This is a genomic window from Leptothoe spongobia TAU-MAC 1115 (assembly GCF_018739885.1).
GTDB lineage: Bacteria > Cyanobacteriota > Cyanobacteriia > Phormidesmidales > Phormidesmidaceae > Leptothoe > Leptothoe spongobia.
Map to the genome: position 1 here is coordinate 1 of NZ_JADOES010000045.1, position 24,034 is coordinate 24,034.

The window sequence follows — 24,034 nt, forward strand, 5'->3', positions numbered from 1 at the left end:
CATCGCTACAAAACAAAAATATTCACTGAAAACCTATCTAATTCGTTACATTATGTCACTATGAAAGAGTCGCACCCTATTACATTACAATGTTTATATCATGATATTTATAAGGGTTAGTATAATCGGTTCATAGTCTTAAGTCGTTAGGTTTAGTCAGGATGCCAAGAAAACCATTACCACCACAGAAGCGTAAAAATAAGCCTGTCCAGGTTATGCTTACTCAGGAAGAACATTCAGCTTTCGATGCATGGTGTTCCCAGGAGGGGGTCACCATGAGTGATTTTATTAGGGATGCCATCACTCAACCGATTCGTAATGGTCGTAAACTTTTGGATCAGAATTAATGTGCTCTGCCGATACGCAGCGATATATTTTAGCTAATAAGATACCCATCCCCTGCCAGGATGAAGCTGTGTGGAGAGCGTTTATGCAGCATGAAAATAATGTTTTAGTGGCCCAAGATGCTGTTGGCCAGTTCCGCATAATGACTGTTTTCCTCGGCTTCAATTATGGCAATGTCGAGAAACCCAAATTCTTTCAAACCAACTGTTTCGGAACCGATTCCCAGGGAAAACCTAGGTACTCTGGAACTTGGCAGCGGGCTTGCTTAGAGCATCGTGGCAAGATTGCCTGTGCCCAAGGGCTGACAAAATTCAACGCTGATAGAGCAGCCGGGATTGATCGATCGTTCAAATTTATTGACTGCACCTTTGCCCCAGGTGAAATTCGGTTCTTACTGGAATCTGAAGAAGACGCTATCAAAATGATACCTACCAATCGCAAACATTGGGAACGTCGAGGACAGGTGGTTGTTTTTCTAATTCGCCCTCGACAATAGCTACGTGGACAACGGTAGGCCAACACAACGTGGAACTACGATGATTACACCTGATCGCGTTATTAGTTTTAGTCTAGTACTTGGCTAAACGAGCCAAAATAAACATTACAAATGAGGCTAGCCAGGAGCCAACCACCACACTCAGCATCCCCAGATCCAGGCTACCGGTTGCGGCAACAATCGAACCGGGGATAAACGATCCACCAACGCCACCAAAGAGCACCGCCAGGCCATTGTAAATGCCGGTGCCTACACCAATTTGTGAAATGGGCAACAGTCGCTGAATCAAGGCATATTCTTGGGCTAAATAGGCACTTTGACAAAAGACGGCAGTGGCAAAGAGAGCGACTAATAACCCAATTTGCTGTGTAGTTGTGGCTAGATAAAGAACTGGCCCTGCAATTAGGAAACCAATGGCGGCTAATAAAGTACGTTTTTGGATGAGATCGCCCACTACCGCCATCACCATAATGCCAACAATGCCAACAGCAAAGACAATGGCTAAAGGCCACCCTAAGGCATCAAAATCAATACCCTTGGCACGATTTAGATAAACCGGCAGCCAGCTCAAGATCCCAAAACTACAAAAGTTATTCAGGGAACCTCCCAACGTTGCAATCCAAAAGCGGCGATCTTTAATAAATGGCTGGGAGCCCGTCAACCCAGACTTCTGGCTAGGCTCTTTGGTAGATGAAACAACGCTATGACTCCGAATGTAGGCTAATTCATCTGGGGCAATGCTGGGATTCTGGTGGGGATGATCCTGCACCAGAATCCCCATCAGCGGCATCGCTATGAACAGACCGGCACCACCGATAATGGCAAAGGCCAATCGCCAGCCCAGAGCGTTACTAAGGGGAACAACAATCAGAGGAGCAATGCTGACAGCCAGCATCAGTCCCATACTCCAGATACCGTTTGCCCGTGAGCGTTCTTCTAATGGAAACCAGCGGCTGATAAACACACTCATCATCGGGATATGGATGCCCTGACTCAGTCCCAACAGCAATCGCAGAATAATCAGGGCTAATAACGAGGTCCCCAAAGGCGCACAGAAAATGGTGAGGCTGCAGAAAACGGCCATGGCGATCAGCAGGCTTCGCTTGGGGCCAAAGCGTTCTGCCATGGGGCTCAGGGCCATGTTGGCTAGGGAATAGGAGATGAAGAATATGCCTAGAAGTAGCTCACCATTGCTACCAAGTTCGCGGTTACTCCAGCCAAAGTCCTGGGCGATTTGGGGCAGGGCTAGGGCTAAACTATTGCGGGTTAGGAAATTAACAAAGACTGTGATGGCCAGAATCGGAGGGATCAACCATCGAATTCCAGCCACTGGCTTAGCGTTTACTTCTAAATTATGTCCCACGATCTCAGCTCCGAGAGGTCTAGCGTTTTAGCTAGTTTACGGAGTTTTAGGGGCCTACTGGATAAGTAGGCGTGATTTCATAGGAATATCGTAACCTTCCAGATTCAAGTATTCTCAAAGCCTTTACTCTAAGTTTTGTGCAATTGAGTTGAATTAGAGGTAAGAATCTCTACCATATTGAGTAAGGCGCGAATTAAACGTCTTTAAAGAAGGTGAAAGATATGACTAGAGTCTCTTTTAAGCCTGCAGCCGCTACTGTTGGTGCATATGTACTTTTAACGGCAATCACTCTAGAGCCATCTCTGGCGGCTACATTTTCTTTGCAAGTTGACCTAACAGAGGTCTTTGCTGGCTCTTTAGCAGTAGGCGATAGCTTTAGTGGGAGTTTCAGTTTTGATGAGACTGTCCTTACAGGTATAGGTACAGAGTTTCTGGATGTAGATTCCCTGGAATTTGGTTTCCTGGATGAAACGTTTACTGAGGCATCTGACCCACTTGGTGGCCTGGTAGGTTTTGAAAATAGTCAGTTGCTAGGTCTTGAATTTTCTGTTGACCCTTTACAAGCTGATAGCCCCTCTTTTGGGATCTTTGGTACAGACTTTGCCTATGGTGAAGCTGGCAGTTTTACCTTTCCAGATGGTTTAGGAACTGTATCCTATGCCGCTGTTCCCACCACCACAGACGTTCCTGAAGCCAGTGTTGTAATGGGTTTACTTGCTATGGGAGTAGGCAGTTTACTTTTAAATCGCTTTCACACGTCCTGTTAGAGCGCTCTAACACGTCATCCTAGTTATGAACACAGGTGTCGGATGGCTGCGGTATGAAGGATCTCTTGTTTAGCTACGTTTGAGGTTGACCGATCTCGCTCCAATAAAGCCTGCCTGCGAATCTCAACTGCGCTTTCCCCGCCCCGCCTGAACGTCTGACAAATCCACTGGCCTGAAGCCAGGGCATTTTCCCGTGGATAGGTTGACAGGTTATTTCGCACAGCTTGGGGATACTGCTGAGTTTGTTGCTGAAAGTTTTCGAAAAACAAATCCTCTGGAGAACGTTGTACCTCCCTGGTCGTTTGTGACCCACACAGTGCAGACAAGTCAAGGTATGAGCCATCTGCGGTCTCGATATAGCATACAGGGCGATAAACCTGTGCTACAAGGGGCCAGGTCGTTAAGCCAATTATAAACAGAGTGCATAAAGTAACGATGCTACATTTCAGGTGAAAACGCCAGAAAGTAGGCAGTTTTAAGTTACTGGACTTTAACTTGATCATTGCTCTCCCCATGGCAACCCTAAAGTTAACAACCATCCAAGAGATATAGGCCCTTAGCACATTAATCCCAAATCATAAATCCCAACCATGCTGAAATAGAGCTGCCATATGTGCCGGGAGAACCCTACGGCAGAATGGAGCCCAGAAAGCCTAACCATAACTATGATGAATTACTGATTATTATCGAGCCCAATCCCTTCCCTAAGACGTTGGATTTATGAAGCTTAATTTTTCTCTAATTCGAAACCCGCTATATTAGCGACAAGGCAAAAGTATATATGCTGGCAAATGTCCCCATGGTTATTAGGTTATGGGGACTGTGTAATGATTTGCTGACCAATTAGGTTTGAAGAGGGAGATATTTTAATCCCATGGGACGCCTTCGAAGAATCATACTTTCTATATTTCTGGCGTTTGTCTGTCTGACATCGCTGTTACTCCATGATGCTCTCTTTTCAACCCGTAGAACCTTAGCCAATGAAGGATTGTTGGCGTCAGCGCCAACCCAACCAATCGGTCACTATGACTATTTTGGCCAGTTACTATCTCCTCAAGCAGCCGCTCAAGTAGTCAAAAATCCAAGGCGGTTACCAAATTCACCGTCATCTTCCCAGGTCAAACGCTCCTTGGTCCGGATTACAGATAACATGCTGGAATCAGGGGAAGACCTCTTTTTTGAACGCAAGCTTGGGGATACGTTTGGGCTGCAAGCGGTATTAGGCTTTGGCTTTGGCTTGGAGAAAGTTCAACCTGAATTAGCACAAGCGATTCAAACCCTGGCAGGGAGAGGGACTTCAAACCTGCGGATTCAGCTCCAGAAATCCCTTAGTTTAGGAAGTGTAACATTACCCGCTGGGTTTCCCATTGATACCGGATTTGATGTAGTACCCGGTGGAACATCGCCCATTGGCCTCAAGTCAAATGGTGATATTACTTGTGCTATTTGTCATGTTGCCGTTTCAGAGACAGGTCAACGGCTTGACGGTATCCCTAATGGCGATTTAGATGTACGCCTCCTGGTGGCGTTAGCCACCAATAGCGCAGCGGGCTTTGCCCGGTTAAATATTAATCCCCTTGATCCTCGGTATCAAGGTAATGGCAAAACCATTATTGATAGTCAGGGACAGCTGGTTAAGTTGCCTGATCCAGATAAATTTGAACAAGCGTTTGATGACTTAGTGTTATCTTTGCCGGTCGGTTTCTTTGAAAGCTCACCAGATGGGATTAACAATACCACTCAAATTCCCAGTCTATTTACCTTTGGCAATCAGCCCTATACTGCTGGGGGAGAGTTCTCCATTGGTCCGTTTGCAGGGCTGAGTTCTACCAACAATGGTGTCCATTCCTCAGAAATTAATATCCTGGCAGCGGCTCAGCTCAGTGCAGAAACATTAGGAATTGATCCAGAAGTCTATTTAGGTGTGGCCCTACAAAATGCGGCCATACCGAGTCTTCGTCTACCGGATGGCCCACCCATTCAACCTTCATTATGGTTACGCCAGGTTGCTCCCAATCCAGCCCTGGCAGAATTGGAAGATCAGATTCCGGCCCCTGGCACGGGCACATATCCTAATTTGAGCCCCAGTTTATTTACCTTTAATGGCTTAGTCTTTTCTCCCGATACGAATGATTCCCAGGATGATGCCAGGGGGCTCTATTTAGCCGCCAACAACGCGATGTCGGTCTGGCAAAATAGCCTAACTCCACCGCCAAATCGTACCCCTGAAAACCAGGCTGCTCTACAAAGTGGTTCTGTCCAACGGGGGGCCAAAGTCTTTGAAGATGCTGGGTGTATCAGTTGTCATATTCCCCCTTTCTTCACGGATAACAAGATTCATCCAGTGAGTGAAATTAGGACTAACCCAGCCCGTGGACGGTCTCGGCTAGGGTTAATCGACCTGTTGGCTGAGCCTAAAATCTACACACCTACAACGACTGTTCCTCCCTCATCAAGGGGGAGTGCCGTTGTTGATGTGCCAACGGAGAGCGTTGCTAACAGCTCAACGAGTTTACCCTCGGGCTTACTACCAAATGGAGGGTATAAAACCACGTCTCTGCGAGGATTATATTTGAGTGCCCCTTATCTCCATGATGGTGGCGTAGCAGTGAGAAAAGGAGCACTGCGATTTAATCAAAATGGTAGTTTTACCGTTGTTGATTCCACTGGGTTAGGACTACCGGGCACACTGCTAGGACTGCCCAGTAGTCCTCTTCCCAGCCAGCCAGCAGATAGTGCCAGTAGTCTCAGAGCCCTGGTTGATCGGGACTTACGGGCTCAAGTAATTGCCATTAATCAAGCATTTCCTACGCTGACGATCAATAATCTAGATGGCACTGGCCATGAATTCTATGTTGATGGTCAGGAGGGGTTTACCGCTCGGCAACAGTCAGACTTGGTTAACTTTCTCCTTGCCTTGGATGATAATCCAGGTGAGTTTTAGGAAACTACTGGTTGAGATAGAGTCAGGGTATAGGCTTCATCGTATTAATGTCTCATTTGGCAGCTGGTCCCTATCTGAACTTGGTCATTAACCACACGTACTGAATACACCGGTAGAGAGACTGTCTCATCATCCAGACAAACACCTGTTTTTAGGTCAAAATTTTGTTTATAAATTGGGGATGCCACCTTCAACACACCCTGGCGATCGCCCAGGATACCCCGTGACATCACAAATGCGTTACTAAATGGGTCAAAGTTTCCTGTGGCATAGACTTCATCGGTTGGGCCGATGCGAAATATGGCCACCTGTTCTGTACCCACTAGGGCATTCACACCGGTATTGGGTGCGATCGCATCCAACGCACAAATGGTTACCCAGTCTATCGAATCGGTCGTCGTCGTGGACTGCACCATGGGACTTTCCATCACTTTCAAAAATCTCCAAAAATCTCTCTAAAACAACATTGGCGGCTTACTGGACGGGGGTAGTCAATGCATCCTGACTCTGGTTTAACACCACCCGTTCTGCCTCAGTAGCCGGTCGCTTTTGGCCCCGCTCTTGCACATAGGCCAACGACGGATCGGCAGCATCCGCATTGACAAAGTGACTAAACCGCCGCACCTTCTCCGGAGTCTCAATGGTTGTTTTCCACTCACACTGATAGGTATCCACGTGATACTGCATCTGGGCCTCTAACTCATCGGCAATCCCCAAGGAATCTTCGATAATCACCTGCTTCAGATAATCCAGACCGCCCTCCAACTTGTTAAACCAGGTGGAGGTACGTTCTAGTTTGTCGGCAGTGCGAATGTAGAACACCAGAAACCGATCGAGATATTTAATCAGAGTCTCTTTATCTAGATCGGTGGCCAGTAGAATCGCATGCTGGGGCTTCATCCCGCCATTACCACACACATATAAATTCCAGCCATTCTCCGTGGCGATAATGCCAAAATCTTTGCCCTGGGCCTCGGCACATTCCCGCGTGCAGCCCGATACTGCTGACTTGAGTTTGTGGGGCGATCGCAACCCCCGATAGCGCAACTCCAGCTCGATAGCCAAGCTCGTCGAATCCTGTACCCCAAACCGGCACCAGGTGCTGCCCACACAGGACTTCACCGTCCGCAACGCCTTACCATAGGCATGGCCCGACTCAAACCCAGCTTCCACCAGCCGCTGCCAGATTAGTGGTAGCTGGTCCACCCGTGCCCCAAACAGATCCACCCGCTGGGCCCCAGTAATTTTGGTATACAGGTCAAACTCCTGCGCCACCTGCCCCAACACAATCAGCTTCTCCGGCGTAATTTCCCCACCCGGTATTCTCGGAATCACAGAATAGGTACCATCTTTCTGAATATTGGCCAGAAACGAATCATTGGTATCCTGCAGACCCACATGGGGCGTATTCAGCACGTAATCGTTCCAGGACGAAGCCAGCATCGACCCCACCGTTGGCTTACAAATCTCACAGCCATAGCCGGTGCCATATTGGGCCAATAACGCATCAAAGGACTTAATTTCACCCACCCGCAGCAGGTGATACAGCTCCTGACGAGAATAGGGAAAATGTTCGCACAGGTGATTGTTGACTTCCACCCCAGCTTTCTTCAGTTCCGATGTCAGGATATCCTTCACCAGGGGCACGCAGCCACCGCAGCCGGTACCTGCCGTCGTACATTTCTTTAGCGTTGGCAAATCCGTTATGCCATCTTCCCGAATCGTCTCACACAGCTGCCCCTTAGACACATTATTACAGGAACAAATCTGGGCCGTATCAGGCAGTTTGTCCATGGTCAGGGCCGCCGCGCCACCGCTCACAGGCACCAACAAACTCAGCGGATTAGTGGGCAATGGCATCTGGTTTTGCATCAGCTGGAGCAGGGTACCATAGGCGGCTGCATCCCCTACTAGAATGCCCCCCAATAACAGCTTGCCATCGGCACTCACCACCAGTTTTTTGTAGGTGCCCGCCACCGTATCCGTCACCGCCAGCTCTTTTGCTCCCGGTGTTTTAGCAAAATTATCCCCAAAGCTGGCTACATCCACCCCGAGCAGCTTTAGCTTGGTGGACATATCCGCCCCAGTAAACTGCTGCGCCGTTGTTCCCGCCAGCAGCTGGTCGCTGACCACCTCCGCCATCTGATACCCCGGTGCCACCAGCCCAAAGATACGTCCCTGGTACAAGGCACATTCCCCAATGGCATAGATCTTCGGATCAGAGGTTTGACAGGCCTCATTAATCACCACCCCGCCCCGGTCTCCCAGCTGCAACCCACAGCTGCGCGCCAGCTCATCCCTGGGGCGAATGCCTGCCGAGAAGACAATCATATCCGTCTGTAGCGATGTCTCATCGGCAAATTGCATGGATACTAGTTTGCCATTTTCGCTAACAATCTCCGTGGTGACTTTGCTAGTGTGTACCTGCACTCCTAGACTTTCAATTTTCTCCTTGAGAACGTCCCCCCCGGTCTCATCCAGCTGTACTGGCATTAACCGGGGAGCGAACTCCACCACATGGGTGTCTAAGCCCAGAGACTTTAGGGCATTGGCACATTCTAGTCCCAGCAGCCCACCGCCTACAACAACGCCTACACGGGACTGCGCACCATAGGCCTTAATCGCATCCAAATCATCAATGGTGCGATACACAAACGTTCCTGGCGTGTCATTGCCCTTAATCGGCGGCACAAATGGATAGGAGCCGGTTGCCAATACCAGCCGATCATAGGCAATTTCAACGCCATTGGCCGATGTCACCCGCTGCTGCTGCCGGTCAATCTCAACGATGCGATCGCCCACATAAATCCGAATCCCATTGTCTTGATAAAAACCAGGTTCTACCAGCGTCAGGTCCGCCGCCGTTTTATCTACAAAGTATTCACTTAGGTGGACTCGGTCATAGGCAACTCGCGGTTCCTCGCAAAAGGTAATCAGATGCCAATGGTCAAGAGCACCTTTTGCGACCATCAATTCAAGCAACCGATGCCCGACCATCCCATTGCCAACAACGACGAGAGTTTGCTTGCTGTTCGGCATACTGATTGTTTCTCAACTCACTGCTCCCTACAGTGATCGATCCCTTTCAAAAAGACTAGTCTCCTATCCAGTTTTTGCCAGAAATCGATGCATCAATTGCATAAGCAAGGAAGTATTCATATGTTTGCCCCCTAAGGAGTCAATATTTACGACAAAGTGCAACAGATTCGACAATAAATGAAACAGAATATTGTCATTTATTAACCCAAATGTTTCGACAGTCTCAAGGCTAGTCCCGCAAGGGCACGGACAGGATTGCTGGTACCTAATCGATCTGCCAGGTCGTCAGCCAAGATACCGCCGCCCATTCCAGAACCAATAATAATGATGTCGAAGTCTTTATTGGCACCGTCATAGTCTCGGATCAGACGAGTGTGGGATTGGGGCTTTTCGACAACCAAATTCGCGTAGTTGTTCTGAAATGGCATTTGTTCCATCCTAGCTAACTACTACTTGTTATGTTCTAATTGCTATGTTCTACATAACAAGTAAGGGTGAAAAATCCAAACTGGATAGTACCCGTGCGGGTGATTTTGCAATGTAATTGCTGCCGAACTATCCAGTTCTAGCTCGTAACACAGTATCTACTATTGCTGATGATATGAGCATTGTTTTTCGTGATTCAGATCATATCTTACTCTGATCTTAGATCTAGAAAAGAGAATTTTGTTATGAAACCTGAATAAACCTGACCCTTTCTCCTGAATAAACCTGAATAAAACAGGATTTTTTCTGTTGAGGATTTTAGCGATAGTAGGTTCAACGGCTGAGGGCACAAACAAGGTACACCACTCAGTAAGCAAACTTATTTAATCCAACACACGAGGAATCACCATGCAACTTTTCTATTCTGAACAATCTCACAAATCTACGTCCCCAACCTTTAGATCAGAGCTGCGAACTGCAGACAATTGGCTGATTCGAGCTTATCAGGTCCTAAAGCAATGGCTAATTGTTGAAAATGAGATTAGTGTCAAACAAGTTGTCGATTATGACGGCAATATCTGGTGGGAGGTTTGTGACCCTTATACCCGTCAGCAAAAGTGGATGGCTTCTGAAGAAGAGGTTCTCGTCTGGGTAGACACATATCGTCACCGTGCAAATATCACTGATTGTAAAACCTCCTGACTCTTCTCTGAGTGACAATGCCCACTTAAAATAATTGTTGTAGCCGCAAACATAACTACAACATTAATTGATGATAAAGTCTTGAGAGTACGAAAATCGAATGTTTTCTATACCCTTCCTAGCAATCTCAATGCACACCGATCGCCAAGAGTTTGTCGATAGGATTTCAAGGTTACTTGCGGCGGGTGATTGAGAACATTATGCAGTACAAAGATAGTCGTCCCAAGGTGTGTTCGAATAGATGAAACCTCAACCGTTAATCGCTGTGCACGATGTATCGTCAAGCCGCAATTGGTACGAAAACGTTCTTGGACTACGTAGCGGACATGGTGGTGATAAATATGAGCGGATGATGCACGGTGATCGCATAGTGCTTCAACTTCATCGATGGGACGCACATGAGCATTTGCACCTTGGTGATCCTTCAGTACCGATTGGAAATGGGGCGGTACTTTGGTTTCAAACAGATCGATTCGATGAAATAGTAGACAAGGCGCAGGCCTTTCAGGCAAGGATTCTCGAAGGACCTCAAATCAATTCAAATGCCAACCATCGCGAGATTTGGCTAAGTGACCCAGATGACTATACTGTTGTTATTGCTGGCACACCGGGTGATGTTTGAATATTTGCCGTGGATGATATCAATTCCGATTCCAGTCTGGCCATGGCTATTTGCGTGACCATTGCCTCGACTTGAAGCAGATTGTGATGAATCTGGTGTGCTGGGCAGATGGCGATATGCCAGCCTTCCTCGACTTGGCCGATGGGAATCAATGGGATTTCCACCTGGGAATATTTTTACCATGCATTGATTCCTCCTTTGGTCAAGGCTAGATATCAAGTGATTGCCCCAGATTTTCTGGGGCATGGCTGGCCAGACCGGCTCGATCGGTCAAAGCGATCGCTTCAAGATCAGGCCAGAATGATCTGTGTACTGTTCAGTCTGCTACGGCTGTAATGTTGACATGGCTAAATTTAGCCCCAAGTATTTTTGGGCAATTCCTCAGTTATGATCGGCATGTAAGTAGGTTGGCCTAATCATTTATAAGATGGAATATCAGAAGTTTGACCTCCTCGGATATGCCCCCAAACCCCCAATGCTGGGGGCTTTGAGCCTAGTCTCCCCCAGTATTGGGGGACGGAAGGGGGCCTCGGAGTCTGAAGCCTAATTTGGATAACCTACTTACTAGTATTTCAAACCAGTTTTTAGTTGAAATACTAGAATATTTGCAATTGTCACTATTTCTAGAATCAGGCCATAGGAGGCGAAAAACAGGAACAAGGCCGATAATAGCCACGTCCCAAAAATCATCCGTCCTAATCTGATTCAATCATTTGACCTTAGTTCAGACTAGTTGGATTGCTATCAATTATTGTAGATAATCTACTCAGCCTATTACCTGCTCTAGGTGATCCCATTTATTTGTGACGAGCATTTGCTATGAGTTTATACAGCACATTTACTTCTGAATCAGTATCAGAAGGGCATCCCGATAAGATGGCCGATCAGATTTCTGATGCCATTCTAGATGCACTTCTCAAGGATGATGTTCATTCCCGTGTAGCCGTGGAAACCATGGTGAAAACTGGTATGGCTATCATTGCCGGTGAAGTTCGCACTAGCACTTACGTTGACCTAGAGGACATTGTCCGCGATGTTATTTTGGACATTGGCTACAATAGTTCAGATGTAGGCTTCGACGGAGCTTCCTGTGCCGTTGTCAATGCCATCGGTAAGCAATCGGCCGATATCGCCATGGGCGTTGACGAAGCTGAAAATAAAGACCTCGGTGCCGGGGACCAGGGTCTAATGTTTGGTTACGCAACCAATGAAACAGACGTTCTGATGCCTGCCCCCATCTACTATTCCCACCGATTAGTAGAGCGTCAGGCTGAACTCCGCAAAAGTGGCAAGCTTGGCTGGCTGCGTCCTGATGCTAAGAGTCAGGTAACGCTGCGCTATGAAGATAGTAAACCCGTTGCTATTGATGCCATCGTTCTATCTACGCAGCATGATCCAGACATTACCCTGGGCGATATCCGCGAAGCCGTAATGGAAGAGATCATCAAGCCTGTGCTGCCTCACCAGTGGCTACATGCTGGTACCCAGTACCACATTAACCCCACTGGACAGTTCATCATCGGTGGTCCGGTAGGTGATTGTGGTCTGACTGGTCGTAAGATCATTGTTGATACTTATGGCGGCATGGCCCGCCATGGTGGTGGTGCCTTCTCCGGTAAAGATCCTTCTAAGGTGGACCGTTCAGCAGCCTACGCTGGCCGTTATGTAGCCAAGAATATCGTGGCTGCTGGTTTAGCCGATCGTTGTGAAATTCAGGTTTCCTACGCCATTGGTGTTGCCGAACCCACATCGATCTCCATCAATACCTTTGGGACTGGCAAAATTGACGATGACAAAATTGCTAAGCTTGTCAGCGAACATTTTGATCTGCGTCCCCAAGGATTAATTGATATGCTCAATCTACGTCGGCCCATTTATGGTCTGACAGCTGCCTATGGACACTTTGGTCGTGAGCTACCTGATTTTACTTGGGAGCATACTGATAAAGCTGAACAGCTAAAGGCCGCTCTCTAGAAAATAATTGCCCACAGTTTTCTCTTTAGAGCGAGAATCCAAGAATTTGGATGCATAGAAAATTATCTGACGGCATAATGACCTATGAGGTCAGATCGGTCAGATCATTAAGTGTCACTAATCATCAAGGAATCCATGAGCGCAAATTTATTAACACGGGACTATAAAGTCGCAGATATTAGCCTGGCTAGCTGGGGTCGTAAAGAGATTGCGATCGCAGAAGGTGAAATGCCTGCTCTAATGAGCATTCGTCAGAAATATAGCGATAGCAAGCCCTTGGCTGGAGCCAAGATCATCGGCTGTATTCATATGACTATTCAGACTGCCGTTCTGATCGAGACCCTGATCGAACTAGGCGCTGAAGTCCGTTGGTCTTCTTGCAACATTTTCTCCACCCAGGATCATGCTGCCGCCGCCATCGCTGAAGCCGGTGTTCCCGTCTTTGCTTGGAAAGGAGAAACCGAAGAAGAATACATCTGGTGTATTGAGCAGACCTGTCGTACTCCCGAAGGCAAGCTATGGGATGCCAATATGATTTTGGATGATGGTGGCGACCTCACTGGTCATATCCATGAACAGTATCCTGAAATGCTGACCAATATTCACGGTGTGACTGAGGAAACCACTACAGGTGTACACCGTCTCTATGAAATGATGGAAAAGGGAGAACTGAAGATTCCCGCCATCAACGTCAATGACTCCGTGACTAAATCCAAGAACGACAACAAGTATGGTTGTCGTCACAGCTTGAACGATGCCATCAAGCGTGGTACCGATCACCTGATGGCTGGTAAGAAAGCCCTGGTTATTGGTTATGGCGATGTGGGTAAGGGGTCTGTAGCCTCTCTCCAGCAAGAAGGCATGATCGTTAAAGTGGCTGAAGTTGATCCCATCTGTGCCATGCAGGCCTGTATGGACGGCTTTGAAGTTGTTTCTCCTTTTATTAATGGGGTTAACGACGGTACTACTGCTAGCCTCAACAAAGAGCTATTGGCTAATACCGATTTGTTAGTAACGGCCACTGGTAACTTCAACGTATGTGACGCTAACATGCTGGCAGCCCTAAAGCCCGGTGCTGTTGTTTGCAACATCGGTCACTTTGACAATGAGATTGACACTGCTTTCATGCGCAAAGCTTGGCAGTGGGAAGAAGTGAAGCCTCAAGTTCATAAGGTCTATCGTAGTGATGACCCCAAAGACTTCTTGATCCTGTTGGCAGAAGGCCGCTTAGTTAACCTAGGTAACGCCACCGGTCATCCCTCTCGGATTATGGATGGTTCCTTCGCTAACCAGGTTCTGGCCCAAATGTTCTTGTATGAGCGCAAGTTTGCTGACTTGTCTGATGCTGAGAAAGCTGGCGCTATCACTGTCGAGGTACTACCCAAAAACCTTGACGAAGAAGTTGCTCGCTACATGGTTGAAGGCTTTGGTGGTGTGGTTACTAAGCTAACTAAAACCCAGGCTGATTACATCAATGTATCTGTAGAAGGTCCCTTTAAGACTGATAGCTACAAGTACTAAGGGTGTTTCTGGTTTAGAAACGTCTAGCTGATAAAGCCCGCATAGTCTCCTGATTTCTTGAGACTATGCGGGCTTTACGGTTTTAGTAATGTCTTTTGAGCACATCATTAAAATCTCTAGAGAACTGATTAAGGAACAGAATCCAAAGAGATTAATTAGATTGTTATGTCTAGCAAAATTTGATACTGCCCACGTAGAAAGCCGTATCATTTCGTCTGACCCTCAACGATCAATGGCATAAAGTTTGGTCTTTCTCAAAAAGTATTCTGAGTTCCGGCTAGATAGAATGAACGATGAAGAAAGCTAAGTGGATGCGTTTCCTTCATCGTTATCAAAAGCAATTTTAGTAAACTAGGAAACCATTGTTGCCCCGTGGTATGAGTTACCCTGTAAGCTATTGACTAAGATTGTCAATGATAAGCAGGCTTATCTTACATAGATCGATAACGATACTAGAGATAGCTGTAGAATGTAGACATTAATATTTATTTCTCATACATATAACCATTATGGAAACTAACGCCAAGATCTATGTCGCTGGTCATAATGGCCTTGTTGGCAGTGCTATTGTCCGTACCCTCAAAGACCGGGGCTATAATAATCTGATTCTCAAAAGTAGCCAGGAACTTGACCTCTGTCGTCAAGCTGATGTCGAATCGTTTTTTGAAGCGACTAAGCCTGATTATGTCTTTCTCGCCGCAGCCAAGGTCGGCGGCATCCATGCGAATAATACCTATCGTGCTTCTTTCCTTTATGACAACTTGATGATTGAGGCCAATGTTATCCATAGTGCCTATAAAGTTGGTGTTAAGAAACTATTATTTCTAGGATCTTCCTGCATTTATCCCAAGCTAGCTCCCCAGCCTATGCGGGAGGAGCATTTGCTGACTGGCTTTTTAGAGCCGACGAATGAGCCCTATGCGATCGCAAAAATTGCTGGTCTAAAGCTGTGTGAAAACTACTGCCGTCAGTATGGCGTTAACTTTATTTCTGCCATGCCCACCAACCTGTACGGTCTCAACGATAACTTTGACCTGGCCAATTCCCACGTACTGCCAGCCCTGATGCGCAAGTTCCACGAAGCCAAGCTGGCCAATCAACCTACGGCAGAAGTGTGGGGTAGTGGCAGCGCTCTGCGTGAGTTTCTCTATGTGGACGACCTGGCCGATGGTTTGCTATTCCTGATGGATAACTACGACGGCATCGACTTTGTCAACATCGGTAGCAGTAAGGAAGTCTCAATCAAAGAATTAGCCCTGACGCTTAAGGACGTTGTTGACTATGAAGGTGACATTGTCTTTGATACCAGTAAACCTGACGGCACACCCCGTAAACTAATGGATGCCTCTAAGCTGACTAATCTGGGCTGGCAAGCTCAAACTTCCCTGAAGGAAGGCATTACCAAGACCTATGATTGGTTCCAGCTGCACTACGAGACCCTGCGAGGGGTGTAGCAAGATACTGTTACGCTAAAGCCTGTTATATCTTGAGGGGAATATGGCTACCCTACTCAAATAGCAGCACACGATAGAAACACCTATGGGGCAGCGCCTGGCGCATCGCTATCACATCGATAAACTTATGGGTCAGGGGGGCTTTGGTAAGGTCTTTTTGGCCAACGATGAGCAATTGCCAGGGCATCCCATCTGTGTGGTTAAACAGCTTAACCCGGTCCACACCGATGCTTTTGATACCGCCAAGCGTCTGTTTAACCTGGAGGCAGAAACCCTCTATCGGCTAGGAGAGCATCCACAAATCCCGAGGCTGTTGGCTCACTTTGAAGAAGCTGGCGAGCTGTATCTAGTGCAGGAGTATATTGCTGGTCATTCCCTGGCAGCAGAATTGGCAGCGGGTTCTATGGCTGTTGATGACGTCATGTCCTGTCTGCGAGACCTGCTGACGGTGCTAGCGGCTGTGCACAGGCAGAATGTGATCCATCGAGATATTAAACCCAGCAATATTTTGCGTCGTCAGGGGCCTGGAGAAGAACCAGGGAAACTGGTACTAATTGATTTTGGGGCGGTGAAGGCGCTACAGGCGTCGCCCCAACCTGGGCGAGACTTGACGGTGGCGATTGGCTCTTTGGGCTATATGGCTCCAGAACAGCAAGCGTCTAGACCCTGCTTTGGTAGTGACTTGTATAGTTTGGGGATGGTGATACTGCAGGCGTTGTCAGGTCGCCATCCCATGAGTTTTGAGAGCCCGGCCACCTGTGAACGGCTTGGGGTGACAGTGTCGGAGGAGCTGGCGGATTTTATTGACCGGTTGGTGTGTTTAGACCATCGGCAGCGATATGGGAGCGCCATGGAGGCGCTGCATGTTTTTAGCCAATTGATGGCTGGGGTGACGAATGCGGGAGAATATGGGTCGACGGTATTGCCTGAGGTGACGTTGGCGGATGGAGAATTGGGTGTCGCAGTCTCAACCCAACCTACGGTTTTTTCCTCCCCTGCTCCTCCTCCCCTGGCCTCCTCTGCCTCCCCTGCTCCTCCTGCCCCCTATTCCCAACAAACGTATCGCAATCGCCAAGCTCTTTTAAACAAAGTCCGTCGTTTCTGGATCGAAGGCGTCCTAGAGCGATCTCTCCATGGTCAGGTCTTACTCACGCTGGGGTTAGAGGAACGACCGGATGCGATCGCACCGCCCTGGCAAATCACCTATGCTACTCCAGGCCAGTCACCCCAGCCTTTACCCACAGGGACTCAGGCTAGTCATGTGTTTGACGCCATTGGCGAGGGCCGCAGCCTATTGATTTTGGGTGAGCCAGGGGCCGGTAAGACCACGACCCTGCTGAGTCTGGCGCGAAATTTGTTAGACCGGGTGACCGGTGACCGGCGGTTGTCTGGTGACCACCGGTTGCCCGTTATCTTTAATCTCTCTTCGTGGCTGAATGAACCCATTGAACGATGGCTGGTCAAAGAGCTGAATAGCAAATACCAGGTACCCAGGAGCATTGGTCAGTGCTGGGTAGAAGAACAACAGCTGTTGCTACTGCTAGATGGCCTTGATGAGGTGGCTCAGGAGCGTCGAACAGCCTGCGTCGCTGCCCTCAATCAGTTTCATCAGGATTATGGCCCTGAAATGGTGGTGTGTAGTCGCATCCGTGACTATGAAAAACTGCCTCAAAAGCTTCAATTTCAGGCAGCTCTGTATTTGCGTCCCCTCACTGATGAGCAGATTTTGACCTATCTAAATCGTCCAGATCGGGGACTTACAGGTCTTAAGTCTCTGTTAGAAAAGGACGCGGCTATCCAGGATGCAAATATGTCCCTGATCGAGCTGGCACGGTCACCCCTGATTTTGAATATCATGGTGCTCACATACCAGGGAGTCTCTTCTGAGCAGATTCTACCCCAGGGGAGAGGGGAACTTGAGGGCCGTCCTAACTATCAACAACAGTTATTTGATGCCTACATCCAACGGATGTTAGAACGTCGTCCTGGCAATGCCTATGGTTCAGCTGAGATCAAGCATTGGCTAACATGCTTAGCCCAGCGCTTGGTAGCCACATCCGAGACGGTATTTTTGATTGAGCGGATCCAGCCGGATTGGCTTTCTGTCAAACAGCGTCGGGCTTATGTGATTGGGCTGTGGTGTAGCTTTTTTGCGATCGCTACGGTGCTGGGCTCTCAAGTGTTGGCCATTGACCGTTTATTTTTGGGAGTATTGTTGGGCAGTCTGATCTGTAGTCGCATCTTTGGTGTTAACCGTATCACTCCTACAGAGACACTGCGCTGGTCTTGGCAAAAGGCTCGTAACAATCTACTCTTGGGCCTCACCGTGGGACCACCGATTGGTTGGTGCCTCAAAGTAGGGTTTGGCTTTATGTTTGGTGATAGGGCTTGTTTACTGGCTGGCAACTGTCTTGCCAATCACAGTGTCATTGGCCTTGCCTTTGGAGCTACCTTAGGGCTTACCTTTGGGCTGATTCGAGGGCTGAGCGGTAAACGGATTGGCAACGCTAGTCAGCCTAATGCAGGCATTTGGCAATCGGCTCGTAATTCTACACTATTTGCCGTTGTTGCCATGGTGACTCTCTATGTTCCTGGTTTTCTCCTTGGTAATACCAAAGCCTCATTCTGGGCGGCAACAGGTCTGGCTTTTGGTTTTGCTGCAGGGGGAGGTGAAGCTTTAATCAAGCATGTGCTGTTACGGTTGATATTGACCGTCAGTGGCATTACCCCTTGGAACTACAGCAAATTTCTGGACTATGCCACCACTAGTATTTTTTTGCAAAAGGTAGGGGGCGGGTATCTGTTTATTCACCGATTGTTATTAGAGCATTTTGCCTCTCTGTCAAAGGCCAAAACAACTAAACATAAACAACAATACTGAGCAAACATTATGCCGATGTTGTTTCCAACAAATATTCAAAATTGGGTATTTTTGCCAGCATCTTAATCTCTGTAGCACAAACATTTTGAACAAGGGCGATACTGCGTTCGCGCTGTTCGCCAGGGGGTAACGTTTTTAAGATATTAGTGACAATGTCTAGTTTTACGACAGCGTCTTTTAGATGTTGGCGCATGTCTGTAAATAAATCGGCTTGATTGTTGTCAAGACCTGCGCGAAATTTTTGAATCTCTTGTTGTAATGCGGTGATTTGGGCATGATTTGCCCGAGATTTTGAGGCTGCTTGTTTTTGTAGACGGGTTTCCACTGCAGTTAGGACATCTGAGCGGGCGAATGGCTTGGTTAAATAGTCGTCTGCCCCTAACACCATGCCCCGACGAATATCCCCTTTATCGGCTAATGCAGTCAGAAAAATAAATGGAATTGCCAGGGTCTTAGGATCTTGACGTAGGGCTTGCAATACATCATAGCCATCCAGTTCAGGCATCATCACATCACAGATAATCAAGTCTGGTGTATGTTCCACAGCCCCAATCAATCCGGTGACGCCATTGTCTGCTCCCACCACGTCATAGTCTTCTAACTCAAGAAGTTCTATAAGGTTTGAACGAATTTCTACCTCGTCTTCGATCACTAAAATTTTGACCATATTTTTTTTGGCAAATGCAATATTTCAGTTTGATGGATATATTGGGTAGATGCAGAAGCCTCTAGGTTTTTAATAGAGTTCCCGAGCAAAGATGTGCTTCACCATGGTATGGGAGTTTCCCGTCCATCTGAGGTAGGGTGATTCTAAAGGTGGTGCCTTCACCAACGGTGCTTTCAAAGGTAATTTGCCCCTGGTGAAGTTCTACGGATTTTTTGATGATAGCCAGTCCCAGCCCCGTCCCTGAAATGGTGCCGACGTTGGGACCGCGCACGAATGAATCAAACAGGGTGGAGCAAGCTGCTTGGGGAATGCCGATGCCGTAGTCCTGAACCCATAGCTCAATTTGCTTCTCTGTGGATTCTAGTCCTACTAATACCTCACCGCCGCTGGGGGAATAGTTGATGGCATTGGCCAGTAAGTTAGTCAGGATATGGCGCATGAGTTTGCGGTCGATTTGATGGGGGATATCGGAGAGCTGCGATCGCAACGTTAATTTATGTCGAGCCGTCGTAATCTGCAACTCTTCAATAATTTCTTGGCAAAATTCGTTGAGCAATAGTGGCTGTGGATTAAACTCCATGCGCCCAGCTTCCACCTTATTGATCAGGAGTACATCATTAAGCAACTCAGTCATATGGGTGGCTGCTGTTTTCACTTTCTGGAGGTATTGATGTTGTTTGGCGGTGTCCCACTGTTCGCCGTAGTGTTCTAATAGCTCAGCTGATGACAGAATTGTTGTCAGTGGTGTTCGAAACTCGTGAGACGTCATCGACACAAACCGAGTTTTCATCTCATTGAGCTCCCGTTCCCGCTCCAGGGTATTGCGAATTTCAGTCTCCACTCGTTTGCGCTCGGTAATATCGCGAATGATGACAATCACTTCCTTGGAGTCACTGTTGACGATACGGGCTTCAAAATAGAGAAGGCCCGCATCATTTTCAATCTGAAATTCAAGGATTTCAATTTCTCCCGTTTTGAGTACCTGTTCAATGCGCTGTTGCATAGCATTGGCCACTGACGCTGGCAGAACCGCTGTTAAATTTTGATGCAGACACTCAGCGGGCCTGAATGGCAGGGTATGTTGTTTGGGTTCGCTGTAGTTAACAAACTGACCATCACCCCTGATCCGAAACATCGGATCTGGAATGGCATTGAGCAGAGCACGATTAGTGGCATAGCTAGATTGCAGTGCCTTTTGTTCCTGTTTTAGCCGCTCTGTTGTTGCTAGTACCTGGGTGGTCCGTTCCTTGACCTGTGTTTCCAAGCCATCGTGAAGGGCCTGCAGCTCAGATTCTGCTCGCTTGCGATCCGTAATGTCTACCAGATAACAGCGAATGAGATCGCTTTGGGGGATATAGTGAAATGCCTGTTCAAAAATTTGTTCGCCCACTGCTATGGTACGCACAAAGCGTTGTTTTTCATGGGCTTGCACCGTATCGATCACCCCATCCAAAATAGGATGATTTAATTTCGCCATGTGGATTGTCGGAAACTGACTGACGGCTGCGGGATTAAGATAAGTCAGCTCGCCAGTAAGAGATATCTCAATAATTGGGTGAGAAAACAGTTCTGGGAACGACGCGAGACGCGCCACAGCGGTTTCCTGTAAGCCGTCGGATTCAGCAATAAGAGGTCCTACGGGGGCTGCGATTAGAGTCGCCATGTACTTGTCAGCTTCGTCACTGCCCGACAACAGCCATTCGACATTTTCTGCAGCGGTGTGATAACGTGCCTTAACGTTAGCCCCAAATACGACTTCATCTCCGTGACGCAAATTGTGGGAGTTACAGCGCCGACCATTGATAAATAGGCCGTTCGTGCTAGGTTTACCCTGCAGATTGCCGTCAATGATCCGAAATCCATAGTCTGCTGCCCCAGGCCGGGTCACTCGCAATAAAATTGCATGCTGACGAGAGACTTCCTTGGAATGTAAGACAATAGAGTTACGAATATCACGACCAATAGAGCCAGAGTCCGCGTGTAAGTTTACCGCTCGTTTTCCCTGGTCGTCTTCAACAATTAAGAGATGCTGCATAGGATTAACGGTAATAGCAGGCCGATGCTTCGTCTCACATTGGCCCGCTATCAGTTTTCCCTAGCTGTCAGATGACTCAACAACCCTAAAACGATAGATAACCGAGTCCTCAGTTTCATCGACGACAGTTAGCAACAGCTGTTGATCATTCCCTAATTGGGCAACCTGCTCAACGGGTTTGGAGACCATGTCAGTCGGCCAGTTTGGTTTATGGATGGCTAATACTCCCTGCTGTGATTGTGCAAATAGCTGATAACATCGCTGGCGAAAGACTTCGTTATCTAAGGTGTAATCTTCTAACGTACATACGCGGTCCAGGGTCAGCTTAACCGCATGCATCGTCAGGTACGTAATATCATCACCATAGCCCAGCATGATTAATCTATCGGTGTCATAGTCTAAGGCTTGGTTGATTTGCTTAGAAAACTCCAATGTTCCTGGTGAAAGACGGGGTACAGCCTCTATCAATGAAGCCGGGCTTTCTCGTTTGACCATACGAGTATCTGACAAAAGTAGATTTAAAGCAGGACGAAATAAATGCAGAACGTAGGAGAATGGCAGCATTAATACCAGGGCTGCCACGGTGACTAATTTTCGCTTTTGTTGGGGGATTTGTTCTAGCCCTAGTACCATGAACGGCAGGAGTAGCATGCCAATGGGGATAGCATAGCGGGGCTGCAGATTCATAGTTCCTTCTACTGATTTGTAAGAAAGAATTAAAGATAGTCCCAAAAAAGGTACCAGCCAGATGAGTTGGCTACTCCTTTTCCGTAGGGCAATGACAACGCCCCAAAGGCTTAATCCTAAGACAGGAAACGATAGGCCAAATCCCATCACACCTGGGAAAAAGATCAGTCTTACAAAGCGTTTGAGTAGGGAAATACCACCACGACCTGATAAGGTGGCTGCGGTGTCATGGGTTTGGTAGTTAAAGCTATAGAGTGGATCGCCATGGGTGATCGCACAGCCAATCATCCATAGGGTGGGCACGACCATAGCTACAGCCCCAAATGCTAATAACCGTTTTGGATAGCGCCATAGAACTGCTGCCATAAAGGGGATTAGCACCCAACCTTCATAACGAATGCCTGCTCCCAGGGTGATAAAAGCACCCGCTAATGCTGCTTGCCACAGGGTGCCATTCTTAGCACGAGCATAAGAAAGGAGCGGTAGTGATGCCGCTAGCAACAGTGCAAAAGGCGTATCTGATAACGCCATCAGGCTATTGCGAAATGCTAGGGGGTAGACCATAAAGGCCGTCGCTACGATCACTCCAGCAGCCACCCCACTCTTTTGCCCAAATTCTCGATAGCTAAACCAATACAGGGGAATGGCTGTCAGCACCGCAAACAGAATATTGAGTAGTGTGGGTGTGTAGTAATACTCGGGAATTATCTTAAAAATAATTCCCAGCACATAGGTGTGTAAGGGGAGCCAGACAGCACTTTGTAACCCAGTATTTGGTGTTTGCAACCACTCCCACCCGATCAATATGCGCGACATGGCATCTGGCTCAGTGGTGTGGGAAAAGGGGAGGACACACAGTCTCAATAAGAGACCCAGTGCCAAAATACCGGCCAACAGTTTCCAATGGTTGATGGTTTGCTGGGGTGGTGTCGTTGTCACTGTCTTTGGAGATGGTGTCACCATGGGATGCGCTCTAGAGAAATTGCCTAAATATAGGTAGGTCGATGGATATTTTGTCGGAGGAGGGGCTAAACGTCAGGTGGCATCAGACTGTCTGTCTTCGATAGTCTTGTCTCCGGGGTGTCATTGATCGGGTTATGCCCATTACTTAAACCCAGACCCAGGGCAAATAATCCACCCACCACACTCAGACTGCCATACATAATCAGGCGCATCACCAGGGTATAGCCAATGGCACTATCACCTTGGATGCCATATAGGCCAAGGGCAAATCGGACAGCGGCTTCAAACGCACCAAGGTGTCCGGGGGTGGACGGTATAACCACGGCTAACGCTTCCATGCTTTGGATAAATAAGGCTCCAATAAAGCCCGGTGTGGTCAGGTCGAATGCTTTTAAGACAACCCAAAAGGAAATACCTGAGAGCAGCCATACGGCTAAGGTGTCTAGTAAAGCCAGGCCTAGGGCCTTGGGAGACTTGAGCACGGCAAAGCCCTGGAGCAAATTGCGAACCATGGGCTGTATGGTGGTCACCCGTTTTTGTAAACCAAGGTGTATGAGGATCCACTCAACCCAGGTTTCGATCCGTTTGGGTGCATTGGCCGCTAACCAAAAACTAGCGTAGATAATCACCACACCCAGACCCAGGGCAACAATGGCTAGATTGTTGACTTGGAGTTGCGGTAGCCACAATAGCGGCCCGACTAGAAACAGTAGGGCGATAGCCGCATCTAATAATCTGGCACTGACAATACTGCCGAGTGCGATCGCAACTGGTACTGCTGCTCGACGTTTAAGTACGCCTACTCGTACTAACTCTCCGGCATTAGCTGGCAATACGCAGTTACCCGCAAACCCAATAAATACCGCCGCCACACGTATGCCAAACGAAACTTCGATTCCTGGCAATAGCAGCCCCCATCGATGGGCTCGAATCACAAATGCTGCCAAAAAGGTCAAGGTTGCCAGCACAATCCACCCCAGGTGAATCTGTTGTAGAGTCTGCCCCAGATGTGTCCAACTGACATCCCGCCATGCCCACATCATCAAGACAACGGCGAGGAAAAGACCAATAAAACTAAGCCAGCGTTTAGGGGACATAGGGAAAGGGGCAGTTTTGGGTTGAAGAGACGTTCCATGGAACGTCTGTAC

19 protein-coding genes are annotated in these 24,034 nt (G+C 47.9%); 11 read left to right on the forward strand and 8 right to left on the reverse strand.

Annotated elements, in window-relative coordinates:
- Positions 1-161 precede the first annotated feature (161 nt).
- Together IXB50_RS18335 and IXB50_RS18340 are read left to right on the forward strand one after the other, a co-directional pair.
- Positions 162-347: a plasmid partition protein ParG gene (locus IXB50_RS18335; RefSeq protein WP_215610444.1), complete on the forward strand. Its 186-nt coding sequence runs from the start codon at positions 162-164 to the stop codon at positions 345-347.
- 83 nt (positions 348-430) lie between these two features.
- A complete protein-coding gene (locus IXB50_RS18340; RefSeq protein ID WP_215610445.1) occupies positions 431-841 on the forward strand; it encodes a hypothetical protein in 411 nt (136 codons plus the stop codon).
- Positions 842-914: 73 nt separating this feature from the next.
- On the opposite strand, the gene IXB50_RS18345 is transcribed toward IXB50_RS18340, so the two are convergent.
- Positions 915-2,204 (reverse strand): MFS transporter, encoded by a 1,290-nt coding sequence (locus IXB50_RS18345; protein ID WP_215610446.1) that lies wholly within the window; start codon positions 2,202-2,204, stop codon positions 915-917.
- Between the two features lie 221 nt (positions 2,205-2,425).
- On the opposite strand from IXB50_RS18345, the gene IXB50_RS18350 reads away from it, so the two are divergent.
- Positions 2,426-2,971, forward strand: coding sequence for a hypothetical protein (locus IXB50_RS18350; RefSeq protein ID WP_215610447.1), 546 nt, complete (start codon positions 2,426-2,428; stop codon positions 2,969-2,971).
- An 874-nt stretch (positions 2,972-3,845) separates the two neighbouring features.
- Positions 3,846-5,915, forward strand: coding sequence for a hypothetical protein (locus IXB50_RS18355; RefSeq protein WP_215610448.1), 2,070 nt, complete (start codon positions 3,846-3,848; stop codon positions 5,913-5,915).
- A 44-nt stretch (positions 5,916-5,959) separates the two neighbouring features.
- On the opposite strand, the gene nirD is transcribed toward IXB50_RS18355, so the two are convergent.
- From nirD to IXB50_RS18370, 3 genes are all read right to left on the reverse strand, one after another.
- Positions 5,960-6,331: a nitrite reductase small subunit NirD gene (nirD, locus tag IXB50_RS18360; protein ID WP_215610473.1), complete on the reverse strand. Its 372-nt coding sequence runs from the start codon at positions 6,329-6,331 to the stop codon at positions 5,960-5,962.
- 58 nt (positions 6,332-6,389) lie between these two features.
- The gene (gene nirB, locus IXB50_RS18365; RefSeq protein WP_215610449.1) at positions 6,390-8,954 is read right to left on the reverse strand and encodes a nitrite reductase large subunit NirB; all 2,565 of its coding nucleotides are present in this window, start codon (positions 8,952-8,954) and stop codon (positions 6,390-6,392) included.
- 200 nt (positions 8,955-9,154) lie between these two features.
- Positions 9,155-9,382 carry a hypothetical protein gene (locus tag IXB50_RS18370; protein ID WP_215610450.1) on the reverse strand — a complete coding sequence of 76 codons (228 nt, stop codon included), beginning with the start codon at positions 9,380-9,382 and terminating at the stop codon, positions 9,155-9,157.
- 406 nt (positions 9,383-9,788) lie between these two features.
- Here IXB50_RS18370 and IXB50_RS18375 point away from each other — a divergent pair, with 406 nt between their 5' ends.
- The 7 genes from IXB50_RS18375 (at position 9,789) to IXB50_RS18405 (ending at position 18,534) form a co-directional block, all read left to right on the forward strand.
- On the forward strand, positions 9,789-10,082 hold the full coding sequence (locus IXB50_RS18375; RefSeq protein WP_215610451.1) for a hypothetical protein: 294 nt from the start codon (positions 9,789-9,791) through the stop codon (positions 10,080-10,082).
- Positions 10,083-10,323: 241 nt separating this feature from the next.
- Positions 10,324-10,704: a VOC family protein gene (locus IXB50_RS18380; protein WP_215610452.1), complete on the forward strand. Its 381-nt coding sequence runs from the start codon at positions 10,324-10,326 to the stop codon at positions 10,702-10,704.
- A gap of 141 nt (positions 10,705-10,845) precedes the next feature.
- Positions 10,846-11,040, forward strand: coding sequence for a hypothetical protein (locus IXB50_RS18385; RefSeq protein ID WP_215610453.1), 195 nt, complete (start codon positions 10,846-10,848; stop codon positions 11,038-11,040).
- A gap of 483 nt (positions 11,041-11,523) precedes the next feature.
- Positions 11,524-12,678 carry a methionine adenosyltransferase gene (gene metK / locus IXB50_RS18390; protein WP_215610454.1) on the forward strand — a complete coding sequence of 385 codons (1,155 nt, stop codon included), beginning with the start codon at positions 11,524-11,526 and terminating at the stop codon, positions 12,676-12,678.
- 135 nt (positions 12,679-12,813) lie between these two features.
- Positions 12,814-14,199 carry an adenosylhomocysteinase gene (gene ahcY / locus IXB50_RS18395; protein WP_215610455.1) on the forward strand — a complete coding sequence of 462 codons (1,386 nt, stop codon included), beginning with the start codon at positions 12,814-12,816 and terminating at the stop codon, positions 14,197-14,199.
- A 509-nt stretch (positions 14,200-14,708) separates the two neighbouring features.
- Positions 14,709-15,653 carry a GDP-L-fucose synthase gene (gene fcl / locus IXB50_RS18400; protein WP_215610456.1) on the forward strand — a complete coding sequence of 315 codons (945 nt, stop codon included), beginning with the start codon at positions 14,709-14,711 and terminating at the stop codon, positions 15,651-15,653.
- An 85-nt stretch (positions 15,654-15,738) separates the two neighbouring features.
- The gene (locus tag IXB50_RS18405) at positions 15,739-18,534 is read left to right on the forward strand and encodes a protein kinase domain-containing protein (RefSeq protein WP_215610457.1); all 2,796 of its coding nucleotides are present in this window, start codon (positions 15,739-15,741) and stop codon (positions 18,532-18,534) included.
- A gap of 7 nt (positions 18,535-18,541) precedes the next feature.
- On the opposite strand, the gene IXB50_RS18410 is transcribed toward IXB50_RS18405, so the two are convergent.
- The 4 genes from IXB50_RS18410 to IXB50_RS18425 all read right to left on the reverse strand — a co-directional run bounded on the left by IXB50_RS18410 (position 18,542) and on the right by IXB50_RS18425 (position 23,983).
- On the reverse strand, positions 18,542-19,201 hold the full coding sequence (locus IXB50_RS18410) for a response regulator transcription factor (RefSeq protein ID WP_215610458.1): 660 nt from the start codon (positions 19,199-19,201) through the stop codon (positions 18,542-18,544).
- 61 nt (positions 19,202-19,262) lie between these two features.
- On the reverse strand, positions 19,263-21,236 hold the full coding sequence (locus tag IXB50_RS18415) for an ATP-binding protein (RefSeq protein WP_215610459.1): 1,974 nt from the start codon (positions 21,234-21,236) through the stop codon (positions 19,263-19,265).
- 60 nt (positions 21,237-21,296) lie between these two features.
- On the reverse strand, positions 21,297-22,886 hold the full coding sequence (locus tag IXB50_RS18420; RefSeq protein WP_215610460.1) for an ArnT family glycosyltransferase: 1,590 nt from the start codon (positions 22,884-22,886) through the stop codon (positions 21,297-21,299).
- A 65-nt stretch (positions 22,887-22,951) separates the two neighbouring features.
- Positions 22,952-23,983 (reverse strand): lysylphosphatidylglycerol synthase transmembrane domain-containing protein, encoded by a 1,032-nt coding sequence (locus tag IXB50_RS18425; protein ID WP_215610461.1) that lies wholly within the window; start codon positions 23,981-23,983, stop codon positions 22,952-22,954.
- Positions 23,984-24,034: the final 51 nt, after the last annotated feature.